General features: G+C 61.9%; 20 protein-coding genes and 1 pseudogene. 14 read left to right on the top strand and 7 right to left on the bottom strand.

The window, feature by feature from the left end; all coding sequences use genetic code 11:
• Positions 1 to 126 precede the first annotated feature (126 nt).
• The 4 genes from XH84_RS37795 to XH84_RS37785 are packed head-to-tail and all read left to right on the top strand — an operon-like array spanning position 127 to position 4,195.
• The gene (locus XH84_RS37795) at positions 127 to 2,634 is read left to right on the top strand and encodes an alpha/beta hydrolase (RefSeq protein ID WP_128919561.1); all 2,508 of its coding nucleotides are present in this window, start codon (positions 127 to 129) and stop codon (positions 2,632 to 2,634) included.
• Between the two features lie 9 nt (positions 2,635 to 2,643).
• Complete coding sequence (locus XH84_RS37790; protein ID WP_128919562.1) at positions 2,644 to 3,507, top strand: alpha/beta fold hydrolase; 864 nt, start codon at positions 2,644 to 2,646, stop codon at positions 3,505 to 3,507.
• A gap of 39 nt (positions 3,508 to 3,546) precedes the next feature.
• Positions 3,547 to 3,723: a hypothetical protein gene (locus tag XH84_RS40265; protein ID WP_164936273.1), complete on the top strand. Its 177-nt coding sequence runs from the start codon at positions 3,547 to 3,549 to the stop codon at positions 3,721 to 3,723.
• Between the two features lie 16 nt (positions 3,724 to 3,739).
• The gene (locus tag XH84_RS37785; RefSeq protein WP_128919563.1) at positions 3,740 to 4,195 is read left to right on the top strand and encodes a potassium channel family protein; all 456 of its coding nucleotides are present in this window, start codon (positions 3,740 to 3,742) and stop codon (positions 4,193 to 4,195) included.
• On the opposite strand, the gene XH84_RS37780 is transcribed toward XH84_RS37785, so the two are convergent.
• A complete protein-coding gene (locus XH84_RS37780) occupies positions 4,176 to 4,859 on the bottom strand; it encodes a helix-turn-helix domain-containing protein (protein WP_128919564.1) in 684 nt (227 codons plus the stop codon). The genes XH84_RS37785 and XH84_RS37780 overlap by 20 nt on opposite strands.
• A gap of 347 nt (positions 4,860 to 5,206) precedes the next feature.
• Between XH84_RS37780 and XH84_RS37775 the strand changes: the two genes are divergently transcribed.
• From XH84_RS37775 to XH84_RS37755, 4 genes are all read left to right on the top strand, one after another.
• Entirely contained in the window at positions 5,207 to 5,836 is a 630-nt protein-coding gene (locus XH84_RS37775) for a response regulator transcription factor (RefSeq protein ID WP_128919565.1), read from the top strand.
• A 126-nt stretch (positions 5,837 to 5,962) separates the two neighbouring features.
• Complete coding sequence (locus XH84_RS37770; protein ID WP_128919566.1) at positions 5,963 to 6,337, top strand: response regulator transcription factor; 375 nt, start codon at positions 5,963 to 5,965, stop codon at positions 6,335 to 6,337.
• Positions 6,338 to 6,856: 519 nt separating this feature from the next.
• Positions 6,857 to 7,075, top strand: coding sequence for a hypothetical protein (locus XH84_RS41270; RefSeq protein WP_128919567.1), 219 nt, complete (start codon positions 6,857 to 6,859; stop codon positions 7,073 to 7,075).
• Between the two features lie 209 nt (positions 7,076 to 7,284).
• Positions 7,285 to 7,605, top strand: coding sequence for a hypothetical protein (locus XH84_RS37755; protein ID WP_128919568.1), 321 nt, complete (start codon positions 7,285 to 7,287; stop codon positions 7,603 to 7,605).
• Positions 7,606 to 7,644: 39 nt separating this feature from the next.
• Here the strand turns inward: XH84_RS37755 and XH84_RS37750 are convergent, their stop codons facing one another.
• A complete protein-coding gene (locus XH84_RS37750) occupies positions 7,645 to 8,049 on the bottom strand; it encodes a L,D-transpeptidase (protein WP_245471996.1) in 405 nt (134 codons plus the stop codon).
• 383 nt (positions 8,050 to 8,432) lie between these two features.
• Here XH84_RS37750 and XH84_RS37745 point away from each other — a divergent pair, with 383 nt between their 5' ends.
• Positions 8,433 to 9,098 carry a helix-turn-helix domain-containing protein gene (locus XH84_RS37745; RefSeq protein WP_128919570.1) on the top strand — a complete coding sequence of 222 codons (666 nt, stop codon included), beginning with the start codon at positions 8,433 to 8,435 and terminating at the stop codon, positions 9,096 to 9,098.
• 18 nt (positions 9,099 to 9,116) lie between these two features.
• On the opposite strand, the gene XH84_RS37740 is transcribed toward XH84_RS37745, so the two are convergent.
• The 3 genes and pseudogenes from XH84_RS37740 to XH84_RS37730 form a co-directional block, all read right to left on the bottom strand.
• A complete protein-coding gene (locus XH84_RS37740; RefSeq protein WP_128919571.1) occupies positions 9,117 to 9,686 on the bottom strand; it encodes an invasion associated locus B family protein in 570 nt (189 codons plus the stop codon).
• 28 nt (positions 9,687 to 9,714) lie between these two features.
• Complete coding sequence (locus tag XH84_RS37735) at positions 9,715 to 10,605, bottom strand: alpha/beta hydrolase family protein (RefSeq protein ID WP_128919680.1); 891 nt, start codon at positions 10,603 to 10,605, stop codon at positions 9,715 to 9,717.
• A gap of 21 nt (positions 10,606 to 10,626) precedes the next feature.
• Positions 10,627 to 12,303, bottom strand: a pseudogene (locus XH84_RS37730) (aspartate:alanine exchanger family transporter); the annotation flags it as partial.
• Positions 12,304 to 12,445: 142 nt separating this feature from the next.
• On the opposite strand from XH84_RS37730, the gene XH84_RS37725 reads away from it, so the two are divergent.
• From XH84_RS37725 to XH84_RS37705, 5 genes are all read left to right on the top strand, one after another.
• Positions 12,446 to 13,129, top strand: coding sequence for a YoaK family protein (locus XH84_RS37725; RefSeq protein WP_128919572.1), 684 nt, complete (start codon positions 12,446 to 12,448; stop codon positions 13,127 to 13,129).
• Positions 13,126 to 14,823 carry a SulP family inorganic anion transporter gene (locus tag XH84_RS37720; RefSeq protein WP_128919573.1) on the top strand — a complete coding sequence of 566 codons (1,698 nt, stop codon included), beginning with the start codon at positions 13,126 to 13,128 and terminating at the stop codon, positions 14,821 to 14,823. Before XH84_RS37725 ends, XH84_RS37720 begins: the two co-directional genes overlap by 4 nt.
• Positions 14,824 to 14,957: 134 nt before the next feature.
• On the top strand, positions 14,958 to 17,711 hold the full coding sequence (locus XH84_RS37715) for a beta-eliminating lyase-related protein (RefSeq protein WP_128919574.1): 2,754 nt from the start codon (positions 14,958 to 14,960) through the stop codon (positions 17,709 to 17,711).
• A 12-nt stretch (positions 17,712 to 17,723) separates the two neighbouring features.
• Complete coding sequence (locus XH84_RS37710; RefSeq protein WP_128919575.1) at positions 17,724 to 19,424, top strand: aspartate:alanine exchanger family transporter; 1,701 nt, start codon at positions 17,724 to 17,726, stop codon at positions 19,422 to 19,424.
• Between the two features lie 23 nt (positions 19,425 to 19,447).
• Entirely contained in the window at positions 19,448 to 19,873 is a 426-nt protein-coding gene (locus XH84_RS37705; protein WP_128919576.1) for a hypothetical protein, read from the top strand.
• A 62-nt stretch (positions 19,874 to 19,935) separates the two neighbouring features.
• Here the strand turns inward: XH84_RS37705 and ppk2 are convergent, their stop codons facing one another.
• Together ppk2 and XH84_RS37695 are read right to left on the bottom strand one after the other, a co-directional pair.
• Positions 19,936 to 20,736: a polyphosphate kinase 2 gene (gene ppk2, locus XH84_RS37700; RefSeq protein WP_128919577.1), complete on the bottom strand. Its 801-nt coding sequence runs from the start codon at positions 20,734 to 20,736 to the stop codon at positions 19,936 to 19,938.
• Positions 20,737 to 20,775: 39 nt separating this feature from the next.
• The gene (locus XH84_RS37695; protein WP_128919578.1) at positions 20,776 to 21,231 is read right to left on the bottom strand and encodes a hypothetical protein; all 456 of its coding nucleotides are present in this window, start codon (positions 21,229 to 21,231) and stop codon (positions 20,776 to 20,778) included.
• Positions 21,232 to 21,268: the final 37 nt, after the last annotated feature.

Genomic DNA, 21,268 nt, shown 5'->3' with positions numbered 1-21,268 from the left:
AATCCGAGGGTAATGTGGTGCCACAACATCCTGGGTCAAAGCATCAGCAATCCGTTGAGTTAAGTCAAAGGATGCCGTGCAGCCGCTTCTAGCCTTCGATCAGAACAATTGCCGGAGGATATCGCCATGAAAGGGAGTGATGCCACGCGCCGCTTTCTCGTAAGTGTAGTGCTGCTGCTGATCGGCACTTCGCTTGCGCTTGCGCAGCCATTCACGCGCCGCTCGTCGCAGATGCAGCATGACGAGCTGAAGAAGACCTATGAAATTGCGAACTTCCGGCTCGGCGGCAAGTACGACCTCGCCGATCCCTCCAAATGGGAGAATGGCGGGGAGGGCGGCATCACGCTGGAATCTCTCGGGGCCGGCAAACTGCGCACCGCCTACATCGCCGTCGGAACGCCTCGCCGCAATACGGCCGGCGAAATCACCAATGCGGTGATCATCAACTCCTACTATTCCGGCGACTCCACTGACATGTACGAGCAATGGGTCAAAGGCGCTGCCTTGTCCGGTGGTGTGCCGATCATCGGCCCGGGCCGGCCGATCGATACCGATCGCTATTACGTCGTCATGGTGGATCCGCTCGGCACCTGGGGTGCAAGCAAGCCGTCCGATGGCCTCGGGATCAAGTTTCCACAATATAGCTACTATGACATGGTGCAGGCCAACTACCGCATGCTGCGCGATGGCCTGAAGATCGCTCGCGCTGCGCTGGTGACCGGCGTGTCGATGGGGGGCACCCAGACCTACGTCTGGGGTGTCATGCATCCGGAGTATGTCAGCGCGATCATGCCGATCGGCGGCACCACGCAGTCGGATGGCGATGATCCCGTCGGCAATTGGACCTTCCAGATGATGACGGCCGCGATCGAGGCAGATCCCGTCTGGCAGGCGACCAAGGGCGACTACTATAAGCTGCCCAAGGAGAAGCATCCGGTGCCCGGCGTCGCGTTCGGCTGGTCGATCCTGGGAATGACGGGCTACGACTTCGCCTTCCGCACGAGCCAGAACTGGAAAGCCGTGCAGCCGGAGATCTTCTATTGGGATCCGCCGAATGAGAAGGCGGGGCTGAACGTCACCAATCGTGCCAAGCTCTACGACGCGGTCGATCTCGTCTGGCGCAACCGGGTCGGGGAGACCCATAACATCAATCCCCATCTCGGCCGCATTCGCGCCCGCACGCTGGTGATGCACATCACCAACGACCTTTGGCTGAACTTCAAGCTGGCTGAGAAGGCGGTGGATCGCGTCCCCGGCGCAGACCTCATCGCACAGGAAAGCCCGGTCGCGCATTACGGTGTGTTCCCGATCATCAACCAGCGCAAGAACGATCCGAAGTTCGTCGCCTTCATGGATGACGTCGCGGCGCTGGATCGGGCGCAGAAGTTCGAGGACAAGAACTACCGCGTCCCCGGCGTGGCGGAAAACATCGATCCGAAAAAGTCCTTCTGGAAGGATTTCGTGACCTATCCCTATCCGGTGAAATACGCCAACGCGAAGGACAAGAGCGGCAGCTCCTGGCAAATCGGCTACATGGACGAATATGCCGGCACCGACAAGGATCCGAAGGTGCTGGTCATCATTCACGGCAAGGGCGCCTTCGCTGGGCATTATGGCAACGTCATGCAATATGCCCTCCGCAGCGGCGTACGCGTGATCGCGCCCGATCTGCCGCACTACGGCATGTCCGGGCCCGGCAATCTCGACAAGAGCCCGGCCCGCACCATGCAGGACATGCGCGAGGTGATCTACGACCTCGTCGTCAACCAGTTGGGCGTGAAGAAGGCCTACTATCTCGGTCATTCGCTCGGTGGTCAGTTCGTGATGGGTTATGCCCTGACCTGGCCGGATGCGGTGCAGGGCCTCGCGCTCGAAGCGCCCTCCGGCCTCGAGGAATATCCGCGCGACATCACGATCGCCAAGGACAAGAAGGCGAGATTGTTCGATCAGGCCTTTGACCACGACTTCGAGAAGTGGAAGGCAACGTGGGGCCCGACCGGGATCCTCGACGCCGAGATCAAACGCTCGGAGCAGAATGTTCGCGACTTCTTCTACTTCAAGAAGCGCGATCCCGAAACCAACGTGGTCTCGGCGGCTAAGAGCGGCTACTTCTTCAGCGACAGCGAATATGCCCGCTTCCACACCGAGCAGCGCGTCGGTCTGATCAAGGGCAACCCCCGGGAGCTCGAACAGTGGTGCAACGTGTTCATCTACGATATTTACACCATCGGCGCCGAGCTTCAGCAGGATGATCCGAAGAACCTCTACGAGCGGCTCACGCAGATCAAGGCACCGATCTTCCTCTCGTTCGGTGACAAGGAACCGTTCATTCCGACGCCGGCCTTCAACGGATTGACCGATCTCGGCCGCGACGCGATCACGCCGTTCATGTCGCGCATGACCAACGCGGGCAATCGGCCGATTTTGAAAATCTATCCGGAGACCGGGCACTTCATTCACACCGACAATCCGGTGGAGTTCCCGACCGACGTCGTCGATTTCGTGACCAGAGGAACGGTTGACACCTCTTCGCCGATGGGCACGGATCGCATGATCAAGGGCGCCGTGGTCTCGGCGTTGCCGGTGGCCCCGACGCCCCCGGGCGCGGCTCCCACCGCTGGCTTGAACAAGTAGGCCTCGATCATGCCAAAAGTGCAGGCGGGCGAGGTCCAGTTGGGTTGGCGAGAGTGGGGACGAGGCGACGTCACAGTCGTCTTCGTCCACGGCAATCTCGCCAGCAAGGACTGGATCGAGCTCGCCGCACCGCTATTCCCCGCGGGGCTCCACGTGATCGGCATCGACTGGCGCGGCTGCGGCGACAGCGACCGTCCGAAGCCGGCCGCGGACTATTCCAACTACGCGATGCAGCAGCACGCGCAGGATCTGCTGGCCGCGCTCGACGCGCTCGGAATCGAGTTCTGCCATCTCGCCACCCATTCCACCGGGGGTATCATCGCGGCACGGATGCTGCTGATGCAACCGCAACGGTTCGGGCGGGTGTTCGCGCTCGATCCGATTACACCGCTCGGCATGGCCTTCAATGCCGATCAGATTGGCGTCTTCCGTGCGATGATGGCGAGCAAGGAGGTGACGCGGGCGGTGATGGCGACGGCGGCATCCTCATTGTTCGTTCCTGACAGTCTTGCGCCAAACACCGTGCCGCGGTTTCGGGAGGGGCTTGGAGACATCCAGCTTTTGTTCGAGCGTATCCTCGAGCAAACCTTCGGCGTCTCCGAGGGCATCTGGATCGGCACACCCGTCAACCTCAACCGCGAGTGGGGGAGCAAGGAGCTGGAGCATCGGATGGCCGAAATCCGGCATCCGCACCTGGTGCTGTGGGGAGAGCGGGACGGGTGGATCCCGCCGGCTGACCTGAGGACCATGGCGGCCGCTATGCCGGACTGCCGGCTGGTGATCGTGCCCGGTGTCGGGCATTCGATGAACCTCGAAATCCCGGCGCTCTATGCCGGCTATTTCGGCGCCTGGTTCGGAGGACTAGCGAGATAGCAGCATCGCTATCGGAAACGACGGAACGAGGACAATATCATGGCCGGCACGACCAAGCTCTCGGTTGAGAAGGCGCTCGAAAAGCTGCGCCGCGACGAACTGCAGAAGACCGGGTCGGAACAGCGCGATGAGAAGACCGAAGCGCTGCAAAAAGAGATCAAACGCATGAGAGCACAAAGGCAGCGCCTCGACCCGACCTCGCCCAAGCGCAGTTGAGCTTCGTTCGACCCGGATGGCACTCCAATTCCTGGCTGGCGCTCTCGTCAGCGCGATCAACATCATGATCCATGCGATTGTGACCGTCGGTGCTATCGGCATCGCTCGGACCGCCGGCTTGAGGCACACCCACCGGCCGAGGCTGCAGCTGATGGCCGTCATGGTCGCGACGGCAGCGGTGCTCATGCTCGCGCACACGCTGGAGGTCCTGGTCTGGGCGCTCGCCTATTTGAACCTCGGCGCTGCGCCCGCGGAATCCGATCTGCTCTATTTCGCCTTCGTTAACTACACCACGCTGGGGTACGGCGATATCACGCCGGTTCAAGCGTGGCGTTTGACCGGGCCGATGACCGCCATGAACGGCATCCTTCTGTTCGGCTGGTCGACCGCCGTGCTGTTTGAAGTCTTGCGCAAGACGCTTGAGCACCTCGCTGCGATCGGCGCTCCCGGATTCAGCCCTGAAGATCGATGATAGCGAGCTTTTGCCGGTCCGATAATACGATCTGACGCTGTGTGGTGCCAAGAAAAGCAATGATGCCAAGCTCGTGCAGCCGCGACAAAGCGCGCGAAACGGTTTCGAGCGTCAGACCGAGATAGTCAGCGATATCGCGCCGCGACATGGGGAGAGCTATGACACCGGCTCCGGTCAGGCGCTGGTCCATCTCGAGCACGAAGGCGGCAACACGCTCCAGCGATGTCTTGCGCCCCAGCAGCAGCATGTGGTCTTCGGCGTGCTGAAGGTTATTCGTCGTCATGTTGAGCAGGTTGTTGGCAACGACGGGATCGATGTCGGCCACCAGCTCCAGGGTTTGCCTGCGGATCAGCCGGACGGTGGTATCGACGATCGCCTCGGCCGTGAAGCGGTGCGAATCGCCGTTCTCCAGTCCGAAGATATCGCCGGCAAGGTGAAACGCGCCGATCTGACGCCGTCCGTCCGACAGGAGCTTGTAACTTCGCACTGCACCCGTCTTGACCTGATACACGTATTCGGCGGCCTCTTTCTCGCCGTAAATCTCAGTCCCTTTCTTGTAAGAAAATTCGCTTAGACTGACAGTCGGGTTCGAGCAGCTGGTCATTCCGAGGTCGCGAAGTGAATTTGGGCGGCGAGTGGGATCGGTCGTGATGCGCACAAACATGGGCCAACTCCTCAACGTATGGCTGAATTGGTCTCAGATTCAGAATTCCATTGCGAGAATGCGCCGCGCTATCCTACTCCCGCCGAGGTTGATTTACGACTAAAGAGGATATTTTCGTCCATTGTCTCTGGGGACATTGTACCTGGGGACAGGGTCGAAGGTTCGTGCCCGGGATGAGAAGGCCAACATTGGTATGCTACTTTTGAACCCTATGTTTCGATTTGAACCGTTTTGCTAAGCACGATGTCGTTCAGATGGACGGAATTTACTTCTGGTTTTAATGGCCTTGCGCTGATGTTCAGCCAAGGGACGCTCTGCTCAAAGCATTCTGTGGCTAAGAGGTAGAATTGCCGGGCTTGGTTCTTGTGGTGGACGACGATGCATCGTTTCGGACGGCAATAGAACGCCGGCTGAGGCTGGCGGGTTACGACGTCGCAACATATTCGTCGGCGGCGGAATTGCTCGGGCGTCTGCCGAGTGGTGAGCAGCCTGCTTGTGTGCTGCTCGACGTGAAGATACCGGGCTTGAGCGGTCCCGATCTGCAAAGCCGCCTGATCGAGATCGGTTCGACGTTGCCGATCGTCTTCGTGACCGGCTACGCGGATACGGCGACGACCGTGCGCACGATCAAGGCCGGAGCCGAGGACTTTTTGACGAAGCCGGTCTCGTCAGAGCAATTGATCGACGCGATAGAGCGCGCCATGTCGCGTCAGATCGCCGCGCAGAACCAGCGCAGCACGCTAGACGCATTTCGCGCGCTTTTATCGTCCCTGACGCCCCGTGAACGGCAAGTCTTCGACCTCATCGTGCTTGGCAAGATCAACAAGCAAATTGCTCACGAGCTTGGAACGACGGAGCGGACGATCAAGGCGCATCGCCACCAGGTGATGGAAAAGATGCGAGTCCATTCGTTCGCAGAACTCGTATCGATCGCGGAGCGACTTGGGTTGATCGATCCTAGCGCTTCTAAGAACTAGGCATGCCCCCTGTACGAAGGGACAATAGCGCAGGTTATTGACGGTCCGACTTTCGAGGCGCGCAATGCGCAGGACGAAGCTGCAGGGCGTGCTGCCTTCGCCTATCTCGACAGAAAGCCGCGCATCGTGCTTGCAGACAAATCAATTTATGTGGTCGACGATGACCCGTCCTTCCGAAGAAGCATGAAGCGGCTTCTCCGCGAGCATGGTTATGACACCACGCTATTCGACTCGGCCGGGGCGCTGCTCCAGCATGAAAAGTTTGACCAGGCTCTTTGCATAGTTCTGGACATCGATCTGGCTGGCCAATCCGGAATCGATTTGCGCCGTCAGCTTGCGGCCAGTGGTATTGCGGTGCCCGTCATCTTCGTCACCGGCAACAACAGCGAAGTCTGTCGGTCGGCGGCGATGACGTCCGGCTGCGCAGCCTATCTGAACAAGCCGTTCAAGCCGAGCTTGCTCATCGCCTCGGTCGAGGCGGTGTGCGGGCGTGGCGACTAGCAAGACGTGCTGGTACCCTGGGCGACGCCCAACAAGTTCAGCTCCCTTTCCCGGTGTGCAAATTGAAGTTCTGTTGATCTTTATCAACGGTCCGGCGACGGATGAACTCACGGTAGCTCCGATCACGACCAAATTGGGAGAGATGAGCATGACGGGAATTGCCAAACGTCTTGGACTGATCGCGGCTTTATCGATGTTCGTGGCAGCTCCGCTGTCACTTCAGCCATCGTCGACAAGCCTTCTCACCGTATCGCTGGATAGCGCCCAAGCGAGGGTCGGGCGGCCTCTAACACCGATGAGTGTCGCGGGTGTCAATCGCCGGGTCCATCGCCGCGCGTACTACGGTGCGGCAGCAGCGGGAGCGGCGGCTTACGGTGGCTACCGTTACACCCATCCGAGGGCTTGCGGGTACGCTCCATATCCGCCTTGCTATTGAACCTCTGTTGGTGCCGAAGCAGTCAGGAGGTTCTCGTGCAATTGCCCCCATCAATCAGATCGTTGACCCTTGCCGGGTTGGTCATGAGCGCATCATTGGCTGTCGTGGGAACGACCGTCAGTAGCGGCCCGGCGGCCGCGGTCGTGTACTGCCAGTACATTGACTATCCGCCCAGCTGCGTCGCCAGAGCCGGCGTCGTGCTGAGACCGCGGCCCGTCGCCCGTGCTGCCGCTCGCGAGGCGGTACGGCCGGGAACGCCGATGAATCGCGGCGGTCCCGTCAATCGCGTCGGACGTCGCTGAATACCAGCGTTCAAAACCTGTCTCACTACGAAGCCCCGGCCTTGTGCCGGGGCTTTGCTTATCTGAAAGCCAGGCCCGCCGCGGTGAGGGCGGCGGCTAGGGATGCTTACTTAGGCTGCGCCGCGTTTGCGCCAGATCAAGCCGGCGTGGGGACTTCGATCTAGCCTTGATTAATTCTTGCGGCGATGTCCAGAACGGACACAAGTGGAATGGGCAGCATCATGCTTTTCAAGACACTCACGTTGCATTCACTCATCTACATCGCGGGCATGACGACGGCGATGGCCGTTCACCAGGCCATTCCACTACCTGGCCTGTCGGCAGGACCTCGGTCCGAACAGAACGCAGATCGCTCGGGGAAGAGCGACAGGTTGCCAACGGTGCAATTGAAGCGCAGAGCGCTGGACAAAGAACCGGTGCGCCTGCAGCCGCGAGACCTACTCAAGCCTCGGAAAGCGGCTTGCAAGCCGCCAATCGACGTGCCGGGTCGATGCTTTGCCGAGGCTGCGCCGATCCAGGGGGCCGGCTAAGATCGTTGGCGTCCGCCGAGATGGCGCGATGCCTTTGCGTCAAGGCGAGATCTCGATCGTCGTATTCTGAGGTCCCTGAGCCTGGATCAATTCGAACAGTGATTGCGCTCGTTCTGGCGCCAACCGAATGCAGCCGTGGGATACGGGACGTCCCAAATTGCGGACTTCAAATGTCCCGTGAATTGCGTAACCGCCGTGGAAGAAGATCGAATAGGGCATCGGCGTGAAGTCGTAGAGCTTCGAATAGTGCATGCGCTGGAGAGAATAGGGCCGGTATGTGCCGGTGGGAGTGCGGTATCCACGCCGCGCCGTCGAGACTGGCCAGGTCGCATACGCGGCTCCGTCGACGGCGACCAGCATCGTCTGGGTGGAAAGCTGAACTCGGATTGTGATTGATGCGTGAGCGCTTTGGCCGGCGAAGCCGAGAAGCAGCAGTACGGTCAAGATCAGGCCCGAAGATGATCGTGCAGGCATTTCGTTGCTTCTAAGAGTCCGCTGGCTTGCCGGAAAAGCTTGCGCCTGCTGTGACCACGCCGGTCGCGCTTTGAGCACACGACGGCAGGAAGCCATCCCCAAAGTTGCTGCAAGTTAGATGAGTTTCGACGTGCATTGTTGATCCGACGCAACTCCACGCCTTTGAAGCGTCCTATCGGTTTTTGGCAATTCGGCGCTTCTGAGGCGTTTTGAAGGCGGATTCGCAAGCGACGCGGCCGGGCCGCTTCCGGGCAAGTACCTAGGCGGGACTTAAAGTTGCTGCAGATCAAATTCGCTCGGCCGCTTCCTGCCTAGCATTCATGTATTGTCAATTCAGTCGGAGTTCTTTCACGATGCTGCTCAGGACCAACACCCCCAGCAGCCGTCCGGTTGACGGGCATCTCGCAGCACTCGCCGGCGAGCGCGTGTTCTGCAGTGAATTTCGATATCGCAGAGGAACGGAGGTCTTCGGCGAAGGCGAGGAGACGGAGTACGTCTACCAGATCATCGCCGGAGCGGTGCGTACCTACAAACTACTCTCCGACGGCCGCCGCCAGATCAATTCATTCCACCTGCCAGGCGACATGTTCGGTCTCGAGAATGGCGCAGTTCATCGTTTTACCGCGGAAGCTGTAGTCGAGACCAGGGTTCGCATCACGAGGCGGCGTAGCCTGCTCGAAACGATGCAAGGCCGGGAATCGGGTGCTTCGAGCTTTCTCGGCCTCGTAACGAGAAACCTCCAGCATGCGGAGAACCACATGCTTCTGCTCGGCCGAAAGACGGCGCTGGAGCGAGTGGCCGCGTTTCTGCTCGAGCTCGACGAGCGGCTCGGCCATCCCAGGATCCTGGTACTGCCAATGAGCCGTCGCGACATTGCAGACTATCTCGGATTGACCCTCGAAACGGTCTCGCGCGCGTGCTCCACACTGCGCGGCCAAAAAATGCTGAAGTTCGAGGGAGCGACACAGCGACAAATCGTATTGCTCGACCGCAAGGGGCTGGCCGAGTACGACGCCTGAGAGCAGGCGGGCGATCCGTCACTCGTCGATGTCTTGCTCGAGCGTCTGCGCCGGCGGCCCCTGGTGGGTGGCGCGGAATTGAGCGAGAGGCAGGGACGTCGTCAGCGACAGGAGATTGGAATCGACGACTTCCAACGTCAGCGTCTTTCCCGTCTCCATCTCCTTGACCAGTTTCGAACTCGCCACGTCGCCCGCGATGCAGCTGTTGCTGAGGCACCAATTGTAGGGAATCGGGTGGTACTGGCCGGTGTCCACCTTCAGCTTCGCTGGTGTTCGCAGGTACATGCCGACGGGCACAAAGATCTGCATGCGCGCATTGCCGTCTTTTTCCCGCTCGATCAGATCGATCCGGACCGCCATCTGCCCGGTCTCGTAAGTCCCCGAGATCGTGGTTCTGCAAAGCAGCGGGGCCCCAGCGGCCTTGAAGCAGAGCTTCTTCCAGTCGCCGTATTTGATATCGTTGGCCGTGCGCTGTCCGCGGGGCGTGATCTCGGCAAGGGCGGGTGCCGCGGCGCAGGTCGCCGATAGAACGGCCGCAAGAATGGCCTGAGTGAGAAACACCGGCCTTGCAGCTTCGCAATGTGCCATGTCTTGAACTCCGAGGTTCTCGTGGCGGCTATTTGAGCTTGTCGAGAAAATTGGACACGAGCGGCGACCAGATCGGAATGGCATCCGGCGAGCCGATGAAATAATGCCCCTCGTTGCCGAACGGCGGCATCAGGTGGTATTCGGCCTTGCCGCCCGCGGCCGTGAAGGCCTGATGCATCCGCTTCGACAGTACTGGCCCGAAGAACGTGTCGTTCTCGATGTAGATCCACAACATCGGCACCCGTGAGGTACGGCCGAGCTCGCCCGTGGTCTCAACCAGCTTGTCGGGCGCACAATTGTTGTTCGGCTTGCCGCCGACCCGGCCGCCGCGACCTGCGGCGAAGATAATGATCGCCTTGACCTGCGGCGGGTTCAGGCTCGACAGCGCGATCGAGGCCCATCCGCCGGCGGATTGTCCGACCACAATCACGCCGTCAGGCAGGATGCGCTTCTCGGCCACCATATAGTCGATGATCCAGAGGTCGACTTGGGCGACGGCAAGACCCGGATCGCGGAAATTCGGATTGGTGCACTTGCCCACCTTCGAGAAGAACGGGCCGTAGATCCCGCGCTCGGGGATGTCGATCGCGGAGGCGCCATATCCCGTGCCGACCGGGGCCACCACGAGATAGCCGTGCCTGGCAAACCATTTGGCAGCGTCGCGAAACTCGACCAGTGGGAAGAAGCTGCGATCGGTCGGGTTGAGCGACACGCCGTGGTTCATGATCACCAGCGGGAAGGGGCCGTCGCCTACGGGGCGCACCAGATAAGCGAACATCGGGAGCGGCGACGGCAGAGCCCAGATCTCTTCCTGAATGCCTCGCGGGGCAGCTTGATCATCGGCACGGGCCGGCGCGATCAGACAAGCGAGCGCGAGCAGCACTGCTCGCAGTCGCTGGATTGAGGAATACGACCGCATCCCGTCCTCCTCAGCCGGTAATGTCGCGGCCACGATGATGGGACCAAGCACCGTCAGGACGACGTTACCCACCGCATAGGGCACGGCGACGCCGAGCACCGGCGTTTGGCTTTCGGCGACCTCGCAGGCCCCCGTTACGGCCGCGTCGACCGTCATGGCTCCTGCCAGCGCGCCGCACGTGACGACCGGGTTCATGCGCAGCACGTGGTACGCGAACAGCGTCGCCACGATCAGGGGCACGAGCGTGACGACGAGGCCCATGCCGACCAGCAGCAAGCCATGCGCCTGGATCGCGATCCAGGCTGCATGGCCGTTGCCGAGGCCAATGGCGGCAATGAAGCCGCCGAGGCCGAGGTCGCTCAGCGTCTGCTGCGCGGCAGGCGGCATTGCGCCCATGGTCGGGCGGCGTGACCGCAACCAGCCGCAGACGAGGCCGGCGATCAAGGCGCCGCCTCCACCGCCGAGCGTCAGCGCAATGCCTCCGACCTTGAAGCTGATCAGGCCGGCCAGCAGGCCGACGGCAATGCCGGCCGCGAGAAAGGCGATGTCGGTACGATCGCCGGTGCGCAAGATCTGCCCGACCTGCGCGGCTGCACGTTCGATGTTGCGGCTGGTGCCGACCAGGGTCATGACGTCGCCGACATAGATGCGGGTGTCAGGACTGAGTGGCACCTCGCGCCCCATCCGTGTCAGCGTGCGCAGGAACACGCCGCGCGCATTGCTGCCGACGCGATCGGCGACGTCCTGGACCGAACGGCCGTGCAGATTGCGGTTGTCCACCAGCACATCGACCACATTGCCCGGCATCGCCTTCAGGATCTCGTCGGCGTCGATCTCGGTGCCGAGCACGGGCCGCGCTGCAACGATCACCGCTGTCCGCCCGGCGATCACGATGTCATCGCCGGCCTCGAGTACGGTGTCGAGATGCGGCTCGATGTCGGCGCCCTGGCGCACAATGCGCTCGATGACGGTGCGGCTGCCGATCTCCTCCTCGATAGCCTTCACGGTTCGGCCCGCGGCCGCCGAGACGCGATAGGCGCGCGCCTGGAATTTGCGGTAATGCAGGTTCTCGGTCTTGGGAGGCTCGCCCCCGGCAAGCTCGATCTCGAGCTTCTTGGCTTCGTCCTTGAGATTGACCCCCATCAGCTTGGGCGCAACGAACGGGACGTAGATGAGCGTCAGGATGTATCCGAGAACGTAGGTGACGGCGTAGCCGGCAGCGATATTCGCCTCTTGCTGCTCGAGCAGTGCCTTCGGCAGCCCAAGCTGCGCCAGGGCGCCCGAGGCAGTGCCGATGACTGAGGATTGAGTCAGCGCACCTGCCGCAAGCCCCGAAGCGGTGCCTGGATCGAGGCCGACCGTAAACGCAAAGGCCAGCACGATGATCAAGCCCGTGCCGCCAAGCACGAGCGCCATCGCGACCTGGGCCAGAGTGCGGATGCTCAAGGAGGCAAAGAATTCAGGTCCCGATTTGTAGCCGATCGTGAACACGAACAGACTGAACAGGATGACCCGCAGCACGGACGGAAACGCGAAGCTGCCGAGTTGACCGATGAGCACGGCGACGATGAGCGTGCATGCGGTGGTGCCGATCGAGAAGCCGCGGATCCTGATCCGGCCGAGCACGGTCCCAAGGGCAACCGCAATCAGCAGAAAGATTTCGGGAGCGGTGGAGATGATCCACCTGATGGTGTCCATGGTCGCGATTCCCCAGCGCGTTTGTTCCGATGGAAATTGAATCCTCAAAGCCCCTCGGAGGCTTGATTCAAGTCAAGCCTTCTCTGCGCCCGCGCGGCGTCAATGGGCCACCGCCAGATCGGCGACACACGACGTCTCGGACATGAGCTCACAGGGTATTGCCGCGACTTCATTGCTGCGCCGCGACGAAACGATCACCGTCGCACTGCTGCTGGCCTTCGCTGGCGGCTGCCTGGACGCCTATACCTGGATCGTCCATGGTGTAATGGCGAACGCGCAGACGGCGAACCTGGTCTTTCTCTGGGTTTACGGAATGGCTGGTGACTGGGCGAGGGCGCTGCATTTTGTCCCTCCGATCATGGCCTTCGCGGTCGGCATCGTGATGGCCGCCTGGCTGCGCCGCGCTGCTGGCGAGAGGGCCAGCGCGATCAGCACCTTGGTCGAGATCCTCCTTCTGGTCGGCGTCGGCATTCTCCATAATCGGATGCCCGAGATTGCCGGCACGCTCGGGATTTCGCTCGTCGCCGCGATGCAGGCGGCGGTCTTCACCAAGGTCGAGGGTGCGACGTACAGCACGGTGATGATCACGGGCAACATGCGCCAGGCGATCGAGGGCATCTTTGCGGTGGCTTCCGGGGCGGCCGCGGTTGGGACGGTGCGGCGGTCCGGCGTCTTCACGGCCGTGTGCGGTGCCTTCGGTCTTGGCGCGGCGCTGGGGGCGCTCTTGACCGAGGTTGTTCCGGACCTTGCGCTGGGTCTTCCCGTCGTCGCGCTGCTGATCGTGCTGTTGCGGTGCGAAGTCGTGCGCTCCGAGGTGAGCTCATGAAGCCGCCGTTCGATCCGCGGGTCGGCTGGATGCGGTTCTTTCCGCCGTTCGGCTGGCTCTCGGAGTATTGCATGGCCTGGCTACGCTCCGATGCAGTGGCCGGCATCACGCTGGCCGCGTACGCGATCCCGGTGTCGCTGGCTTACGCGGCCCTTGCCGGCTTGCCGCCCCAGATCGGCGTTTACGGTTATATTCTCGGCGGTATCGGCTACGCACTGCTCGGATGCTCGCGCCAGCTCGCCATCGGACCCACCTCGGCCATCTCGCTGATGATCGCGGGCACGGTCGGCTCGCTCGCCGCAGGTGATCCGGTTCGCTATGCGCAGATTGCCAGTCTCGTCGCCTGCGCGGTGGCGCTGCTATGTCTCATCGCCTGGCTGTTCAAGCTCTCTACTCTCGTTCGTCTGGTCAGCGACAGCATCTTGGTAGGCTTCAAGGCGGGCGCCGGGCTCACCATCATCATGAGCCAATTGTCGAGCCTGTTCGGCATTCCCGGCGGCGGTCGCCATTTCTTCGATCGGGCCATCCACATCGTTGGCCAGCTTGGCGATACGAATCTGCTGGTGCTGACGGTCGGTGCCGTGGCGCTCCTGCTGTTGCTGCTCGGTGAGCGGCTCTTGCCGGGGCGGCCGGTCGGCATCACCATCGTGGCCCTCTCGATCGCTGCGGCTACGCTGCTTGGACTGCCTGCCATGGGAGTGCCGGTCACCGGCAAGATCCCCGAGGGATTGCCGGCCCTTGCCGTTCCGACCTTTGGGCTGGTTGAGCCCGAAGAGCTGTTCCCCATTGCTGCGGGTTGTCTGTTGCTGGCCTATATCGAAGGTGTGTCGGCCGCGCGCAGCTTCGCTGCCAAGCACGGATATGCGCTCGACGTTCGGCAGGAATTTCTCGGCTTGGGCGCCGCCAACCTTGCCGCGGCATTCGGCCACGGCTACCCGGTCGCCGGAGGGTTATCGCAATCGGCCGTGAACGACAATGCCGGCGCGCGTACGCCCCTTGCATTGGTGATCTGCTCGGCCACCTTGGCGCTGTGTCTGTTGTTCTTCACAGGCCTGCTGACCAATCTTCCCAAGGCGGTGCTGGCCGCGATCGTCTTTGCCGCGGTGTACAGATTGGTGGACATTCCCGCGCTGATCCGCATGTGGAAGGTCAGCCGGATCGATTTCTACGCGGCGGCCATCGCGCTGATTTCGGTGCTGCTGCTAGGCATCCTTCAAGGCGTGCTGCTCGCTGCGATCGCGTCGATCTTCCTGCTGCTCGCGCGGGCGTCGCAGCCGAATATCGCATTTCTGGGGCGGTTACCGGGAACCGGCCGCTATTCCGATAGCGCCAGGCACGAGGGCGTGGAGCCGCTGGTCGGCGTGATCGCGTTTCGCCCCGAGGCCTCGCTGCTCTACATCAATGCCGAGACGATCCTGGCGGCGGTGCTGAACGCACTGGGCACATCAGCCGATATCAGGCTGGTCGTCTGCGATCTCTCGGCATCGCCCTATATCGATCTCGCCGGCGCGCGCATGCTGCACGATCTCTATGACGAGCTGGCCTCGCGTCACATCGCACTCTGCATCGTTGGCGCGCACGCGCAGCTTCGCGATCTCCTGCGGGCGGAGGGGCTGGCCGAAAAGACCGACAGTGCACAATGGCTGCGAACGCTCGACAACGTGCTGGGCGGCAGCGATGCGAAGGGCGGCTAACGGTTTTTGCGCTGCGAAATGCATCCGCGCTGCCGAAGCTTTTCAAGATCCCTCAGACCGTTGACTTGGATCAATGGAGGGGAGGGCCGTGAGGCCACGATCCGCATCACAATTTCTGGGATCGGGAGAGAGACATGTCCAAAGATGCCAACTCCGCAGAGAAGCGTATCGATCGATTCTTTTCCGGGCCCGGAGCGCGGGCAGACGATTGGCGCGATCTCGTGGAAGCAGCGAAGAGCTGGGCGCGGGTCGGCAATCGCGCGGCTTACGATGCAGCGCTGGCCGAGCTCTCGGTCACCGAGGAGTTCCACGGCTATCCCGGCCTGCACCTGATGGCAGCGCTGCGGGAAGCCGCCGCCGCGGGCGACGGCTCCACATCGTTCGCGCTTGCAACGAAGATCGCCCAGGCGCTGGCGACCCGGTCTTTCCGTCAGCACGCCGGCGACTGGAGCGCCAAGGATGAGGGCAATGGCGATGTGCCAGAGCTGGTGCCGCCGTCGTTTGGCGGGCATACGGCGCGCCGGCCCTATTTCGAAACCCTCATCGTGACCGGTGTTTCGTCAAGTCAGTGGCCGGCACTCGCCGCCGAATGGCGCAAGCTGCGTCGTCCGGTCGACGGCTTCATCTATGAGCCCGTCATCGTCGGCAACCTCGAAGACGCGTTCTGCGCGACCATGCTCAATCCCGACATTGCCGCGGTCATCATCAACGAGGGTTTTGGCCTGCGGTCGCGACACGACGCGCCCGTCCTTCGCTCGATCATGGCTACGGCCGGCCTCAAGGACGAATCCGACGCGTCGGCGCTCCGGCTCGCCCAGATCATCAAACGGGTCAGGCCGGAACTCGACCTCTACATGATCTCGAATCGCGACGTCGAGGAATTGGCAGGCAATCCCGAGGCCAACGTCGTCCGCCGCATCTTCTATTCGGTGGAAGAGCTGCTGGAACTGCATCTGTCGATCCTCGAAGGCATCCAGGACCGATACGACACTCCGTTCTTCGACAATCTCAAGAAGTATGCGCAGCGTCCGATCGGGACGTTCCACGCGCTGCCGATCGCCCGCGGCAAGTCGATCTTCAAGTCGGACTGGATTCGCGACATGGGCGAGTTCTACGGCCCGAACCTGTTCCTCGCCGAGAGCAGTGCCACGACGGGCGGCCTCGATAGCATGCTCGAGCCGACCGGCAACATCAAGAAGGCGCAGGAAAAGGCCGCCCGCGCGCTCGGTGCCGACCGCGTCTTCTTCGTCACCAATGGCACGTCGACATCGAATAAGATGGCGGTGCAGGCGTTGCTTGCGCCCGGCGATATCGCGATCGTCGATCGCAACTGCCACAAGTCCCACCATTACGGCATGGTGCTGGCGGGTGCGCAGCCGCTCTATGTCGAAGCCTTCCCGATGACGGAATACTCGATGTACGGCGCGGTGCCGCTGAAGACGATCAAGCAGGCACTGCTCAACGCCAAGGCCGACGGCAGGCTCGACCGCGTCAAGATGATCGATCTCACCAATTGCACCTTCGATGGTCACATCTACAACACGCGCCGCGTGATGGAGGAATGTCTCGCCATCAAACCGGATCTGATCTTCCTGTGGGACGAGGCCTGGTTCGGTTTCGCGCGCTTCTCGCCGTTCCTGCGTCGGCGTACTGCCATGGGGGCCGCCAACGAGATCGAGACGTGGATGCACGATCCAAAGTCCGCAGCTGCCTATGACAAGCAGCAGGCCGAATTCGGCAAGAACCCGTCGGACGAGGTGTTGCTCAAGACCAGGCTCATCCCCAACCCGCGGCAGATCCGCCTTCGTGTCTACCAGACGAACTCGACCCACAAGTCGATGTCGGCGATCCGGCAAGGCTCGATGCTCTCGGTGAAGGACGTCGAATTCCACACGGTCGAGCAGCAGTTCAAGGAGGCGGTGTTCACGCACGCCTCCACCAGTCCGAACCAGCAGCTCATCGCCAGCCTCGACATTTCGCGGCGGCAGATGGAGCTTGAAGGTTACGGCCTCGTCGCCAATGCGATCGAGATCGCGTTCGCCATCCGTCACGCCGTCAACAACAATCCGCTGATCTCGAAATACTTCCGCGTGCTGGGCGCCGACGCCATGGTGCCGGCGCAGTACCGCCAGAGCGGCTTTACCGACTATCTCGCAGCCGGGGTGAACTGGGCCAATACGCTCAGGAGTCTCGACGAGGACGAGTTCTGCCTCGACCCGACCCGCATGACGCTGGTGTGCGGAACGGCCGGCTACGATGGTACCCAGTTCAAGGGCATTTTGGCCAATGAGTACAACATCCAGGTCAACAAGACGTCGCGCAATTCGGTCCTGGTCCAGTCCAACATCAACAACACCCGCAGCGACGTCGCTCACCTGGTTCGGGTGCTTGCGGAGATTGCCGGCGAGATCGACCAGGGCCTCATGCAGGGAGGCGCTAACGCCAGGAAGACCTTCGAGGCGCGGGTCAAGAGCCTGATGACCGATGTGCCGGACCTGCCGAACTTCTCGCATTTCCACCCGAGCTTCCGCGGCGATGCCGGCAGCAAGACCAACGAAGGCGACATCCGCACCGGTTTCTATGCCGCTTATGACGTCGCAGGTTGCGAGCACATCCGCCTCAACGATCCCGAGATCGACCGGCGGCTGAAAGCGGGACCCGAGCTCGTCTCGGCGAACTTCGTCATCCCGTATCCGCCCGGATTTCCGATCATGGTGCCGGGCCAGGTCATCACCCAGGAAACCATCGACTTCATGCGCAAGCTCGATGTGAAGGAGATTCATGGCTACGACGCCAAGGAAGGCCTGAAGCTTGTGCGCAGCGAAGCCTTGGCGAAGATCGGCAGGCCTAAGCCTGCCGCGGCGCCGAAGCTCAAGGCTGCATCTTAGAGGGGACCGAACATGCAGGGCTTTTTCACATTCCTTCAGCAGTACCCGTATCTGCTGCTGTTCTTCGTCGTCGGCCTCGCCGTCTATATCGGCCGCGCCAGCGTCAAAGGTTACGGTCTCGGCATGGTCGCCGGTGCCATCGTGGTGGGTGCGGGCCTGTCGGTGTGGGCCTCGACTTACGGCGTGAAGCTCGAGCTGAATAATTTCGCCAAGAGCCTGTTCTACTATCTCTTCATGTACGGCGTGGGCTTGCGCGTCGGCCCGTCGTTCATCAACAGCCTGAAAGGCGACGGCCTCAAGTTCTGCATTCTCGCCGTCGTCTCGAGCGTGCTCGGCCTTGCGCTGGTGGTCATCGGTGCGAAGCTCTTTGCGCTCCCGACCGGTGCGGCCGGCGGCATGCTGGCGGGATCGCAGACCATGTCGGCCGCCATCGGCTCGGCCGAGCAGGCCGTCACGTCCGGTGTCGTCAAGCTGCCTGCGGGCATGAAGCCGGAGGACGCGTCGGGCATGATCGCGCTGTCCTACGGCATCACCTACATCTGGGGCACCGTCGGCATCATCCTGATCTGCAAATATCTGCCGCGCTGGTGGGGGGTCGATGCCAAGGCCGCGGCCAGGCAGTATGAGCAGGAGTTCGGCGTCAAGGACCTCGAGGGCGGCGGCCTCACCGGCTATCGCCAGTTCGGACTGCGCGCCTATCGGCTGGAAAATCCCGCCACCGCCGGCATGAGCATCGCCAAATTCCGGGCAATGAATCCGGAGTACCGCATCGTCAACGTGGGACGGAACGGCGAGGCGCAAGGTGCCGATGCCGATCTCGTGCTGCAAAAGGGGGACATCGTCGCGTTGGGCGGCTCGACCGAGCATCTCACCGACAAGATGGGCCTGATCGGTCCCGAGGTCGCCGATGCCAAGACGCTCGGCATTCCCATGGACCAGGCGGACATCCTTGTCACCAACAAGGACATGGTGGGACGCACCTTCGAGTCCTTCCGTGACACCGCGATCGCCGGCCAGTTGCAGGTCACCAAGGTCGAGCGCGGCGGCGTGCAGATCCCGGCAGGCCTGAAGACCAAGCTCGAGCGGATGGACATCGTCTCGGTGGTCGGTTTGAAATCCGCTGTCAACGAGCTCGGGGAGATGTGGGGCCGGATTGCACGCACCAACACGTCGACCGATCTGCTGACCCTGTCGGTCGGCATGATCATCGGCTTCCTGATCGGCATGATCGAGTTCCCGGCGTTCGGTGCCAAGGTTGGCCTCGGCAATGCCGGCGGGCTGTTGCTGTCCGGTGTGATCGTCTCCTCGATCGTGTCGCGGCTGCGCTTTTTCGGCAACACGCCGAACGCAGCCCGCAACGTGCTCGAGGATCTCGGTCTCGTCGTCTTCGTCGCCATCGTCGGCGTCAACGCCGGCGCCGGTCTCCTGGCTCAGCTCACCGGTGCGGTCGCGCTGAAGATCTTCATCGTCGGCTTCATCGCCTGCACGATCCCGCCGTTCATCGTCTGGGCGATCGGATTCCACATCTTCAAGATCAATCCCGCTGTCCTGATGGGCGGTGTGGCCGGCGCGCGCTCGCACTCCGGTCCTTGCCGGGAGGCTGCGGTGGAAATTCAGAGCTCCGTGCCCTGGATCGGTTTCCCGGTCGGCTATGCCGTCTCGGGCATCCTGCTCACCGTGTTCGGCTACTTCGCTATGCTTCTGGCTCAATAGCGAGCCAAACTCAGGGGAAAGTCATGAAGAAACTGGTTGCTATTGCTGCTCTGCTCCTCGGTGTCGCCGGCTTCAGCGCGCCCTCGCGCGCCGAAACCGGCAGCGTCGCCGTGGTTTTCACCAAGGGCGGCTTCATCGTCGGCGTCGGAGGCGGCGAGGGCGTGCTGCACCTCCGCGGCAAGAATTATCCGTTCACCGTATCCGGCATGAGCGTCGGCTTGACCGTGGGTGCCTCGACGACCAAGTTCGTCGGGCGTGCCTTGAACTTGCGCGGCCCGGCATCGATCGAGGGCTCCTACGCGGTGGGCGGAGCCGGCGGCGCCGTTGCCGCCGGTGCGGGAGCGGTTCAACTGCAAAACGCGAACGGCGTGATCCTGCAGCTCAGCGGGCCGAAGGTAGGCGCCGAGGTATCGGCGGCCGTCGGCGGGGTTACGATCCGGCTGAAATAGATGGTCGACGCAACAAGATAGGCCGCATCGCGCGGCCTATTTTGGTCGATCTGGATCTCATTTCAGTAACGTTCTTCGACGAAGTTCACGCCCTTCAGAACAGCCTGATCGTCGTAGCGTCCTTTGGCGGAGCGCTTCGGCAGCTTGACCTTGTCCTTCTTGATGCGCTTGTAAGGAATTGACTTCAGAAGGTGCGCGATACAGTTCAGCCGCGCCCGCCGCTTGTCGTCGGAGCGGACGAGGCTCCAAGGCGCATGCTCGGAGTTGGTCGCCTTCAGCATCAGGTCGCGAGCTTGCGAGTAGTCGTACCAGCGTCGATAGGATTCCAGATCCATCGGGCTGAGCTTCCATTGCCGCAGTGGGTCGTCAATACGCGCCTTGAAACGGCGCTCTTGCTCGTCCATTCCCACTTCGAGCCAAAGCTTGATCAGGATGATACCGCCATCGACGATGTACCGTTCGATCTCGGGGCAGAGCGACAGGAACCGCTGATGCTGGTCCTTCGAGCAGAATCCCATCACGTATTCGACGCCAGCGCGATTATACCAGCTCCGGTCGAAGATCACGATCTCGCCGGCTGCCGGAAAGTGCTCCATGTAGCGCTGCATGAAGAGTTGCGATTTCTCGCGATCGGAAGGCGCCGGAAGGGCGGTCACACGGAACACGCGCGGGCTGACCTTCTCGGTGATCGCCTTGATCGTACCGCCCTTGCCGGCCGCATCCCGTCCCTCGAACACGACGATCACCCGAGCCCCGGTCGTTCTGGTCCATTCCTGGAGGTGGCATAGCTCGACTTGGAGCTTCTCCAGCTCCTTCTCGTAGACTTTGCGCTTCATCCGCGCCCCGGCCCCGTCGTTTGCCATGCTCTGCCTTTCGTCAGATCGGATCCAGGAGAGCGACGATCAGTCGCCCCAGGAAATCGTGACGCCTATGTCGCCGGGCATGCCGCCGGGGAAATCGATGATCTGGTAACTGATGCGATAGCCGCGCGGCTTCAGATAGTCGGTCCAGAGCTGGAAGATTTCCTTCGGGATACCGGTCAGCGTCTTCTCCCAGCCCGGCTCCTGCTGGTTGATGGCGCGCCCCTTGTCGGTGCACAGCGTATTGGGAAAGCGATAGACCTGCACCTCGGTCATCCCGTTGCGCACCGCACGCTGGATGATGGTCGCGGCAAGCTGGATCTTCTCTTCCTCGGTTTTGCCGGAAGGTTTGCTCAGTCGCTCGACCAGGGCGCGCTTTTCGGCCTCTGCCGCGGCAGCCATGCGGGCATATTCCTCCGCCTTCTCGGCCTCCTTCAGGGCCGCTTCCTTGCGAATCTGGTTGGCATTGGGGATCAGGGTGTCGAGATTGGCGGGCATTGCCGATGTCTCCTGCTGCTCTGTTTCAGTGCTCGAG

The sequence above is a fragment of the Bradyrhizobium nanningense genome (genome assembly GCF_004114535.1).
Lineage (GTDB): Bacteria > Pseudomonadota > Alphaproteobacteria > Rhizobiales > Xanthobacteraceae > Bradyrhizobium > Bradyrhizobium nanningense.
The sequence above is the reverse complement of the archived record's forward strand: the minus strand, read 5'-3'. Positions and strand labels throughout refer to the sequence as shown.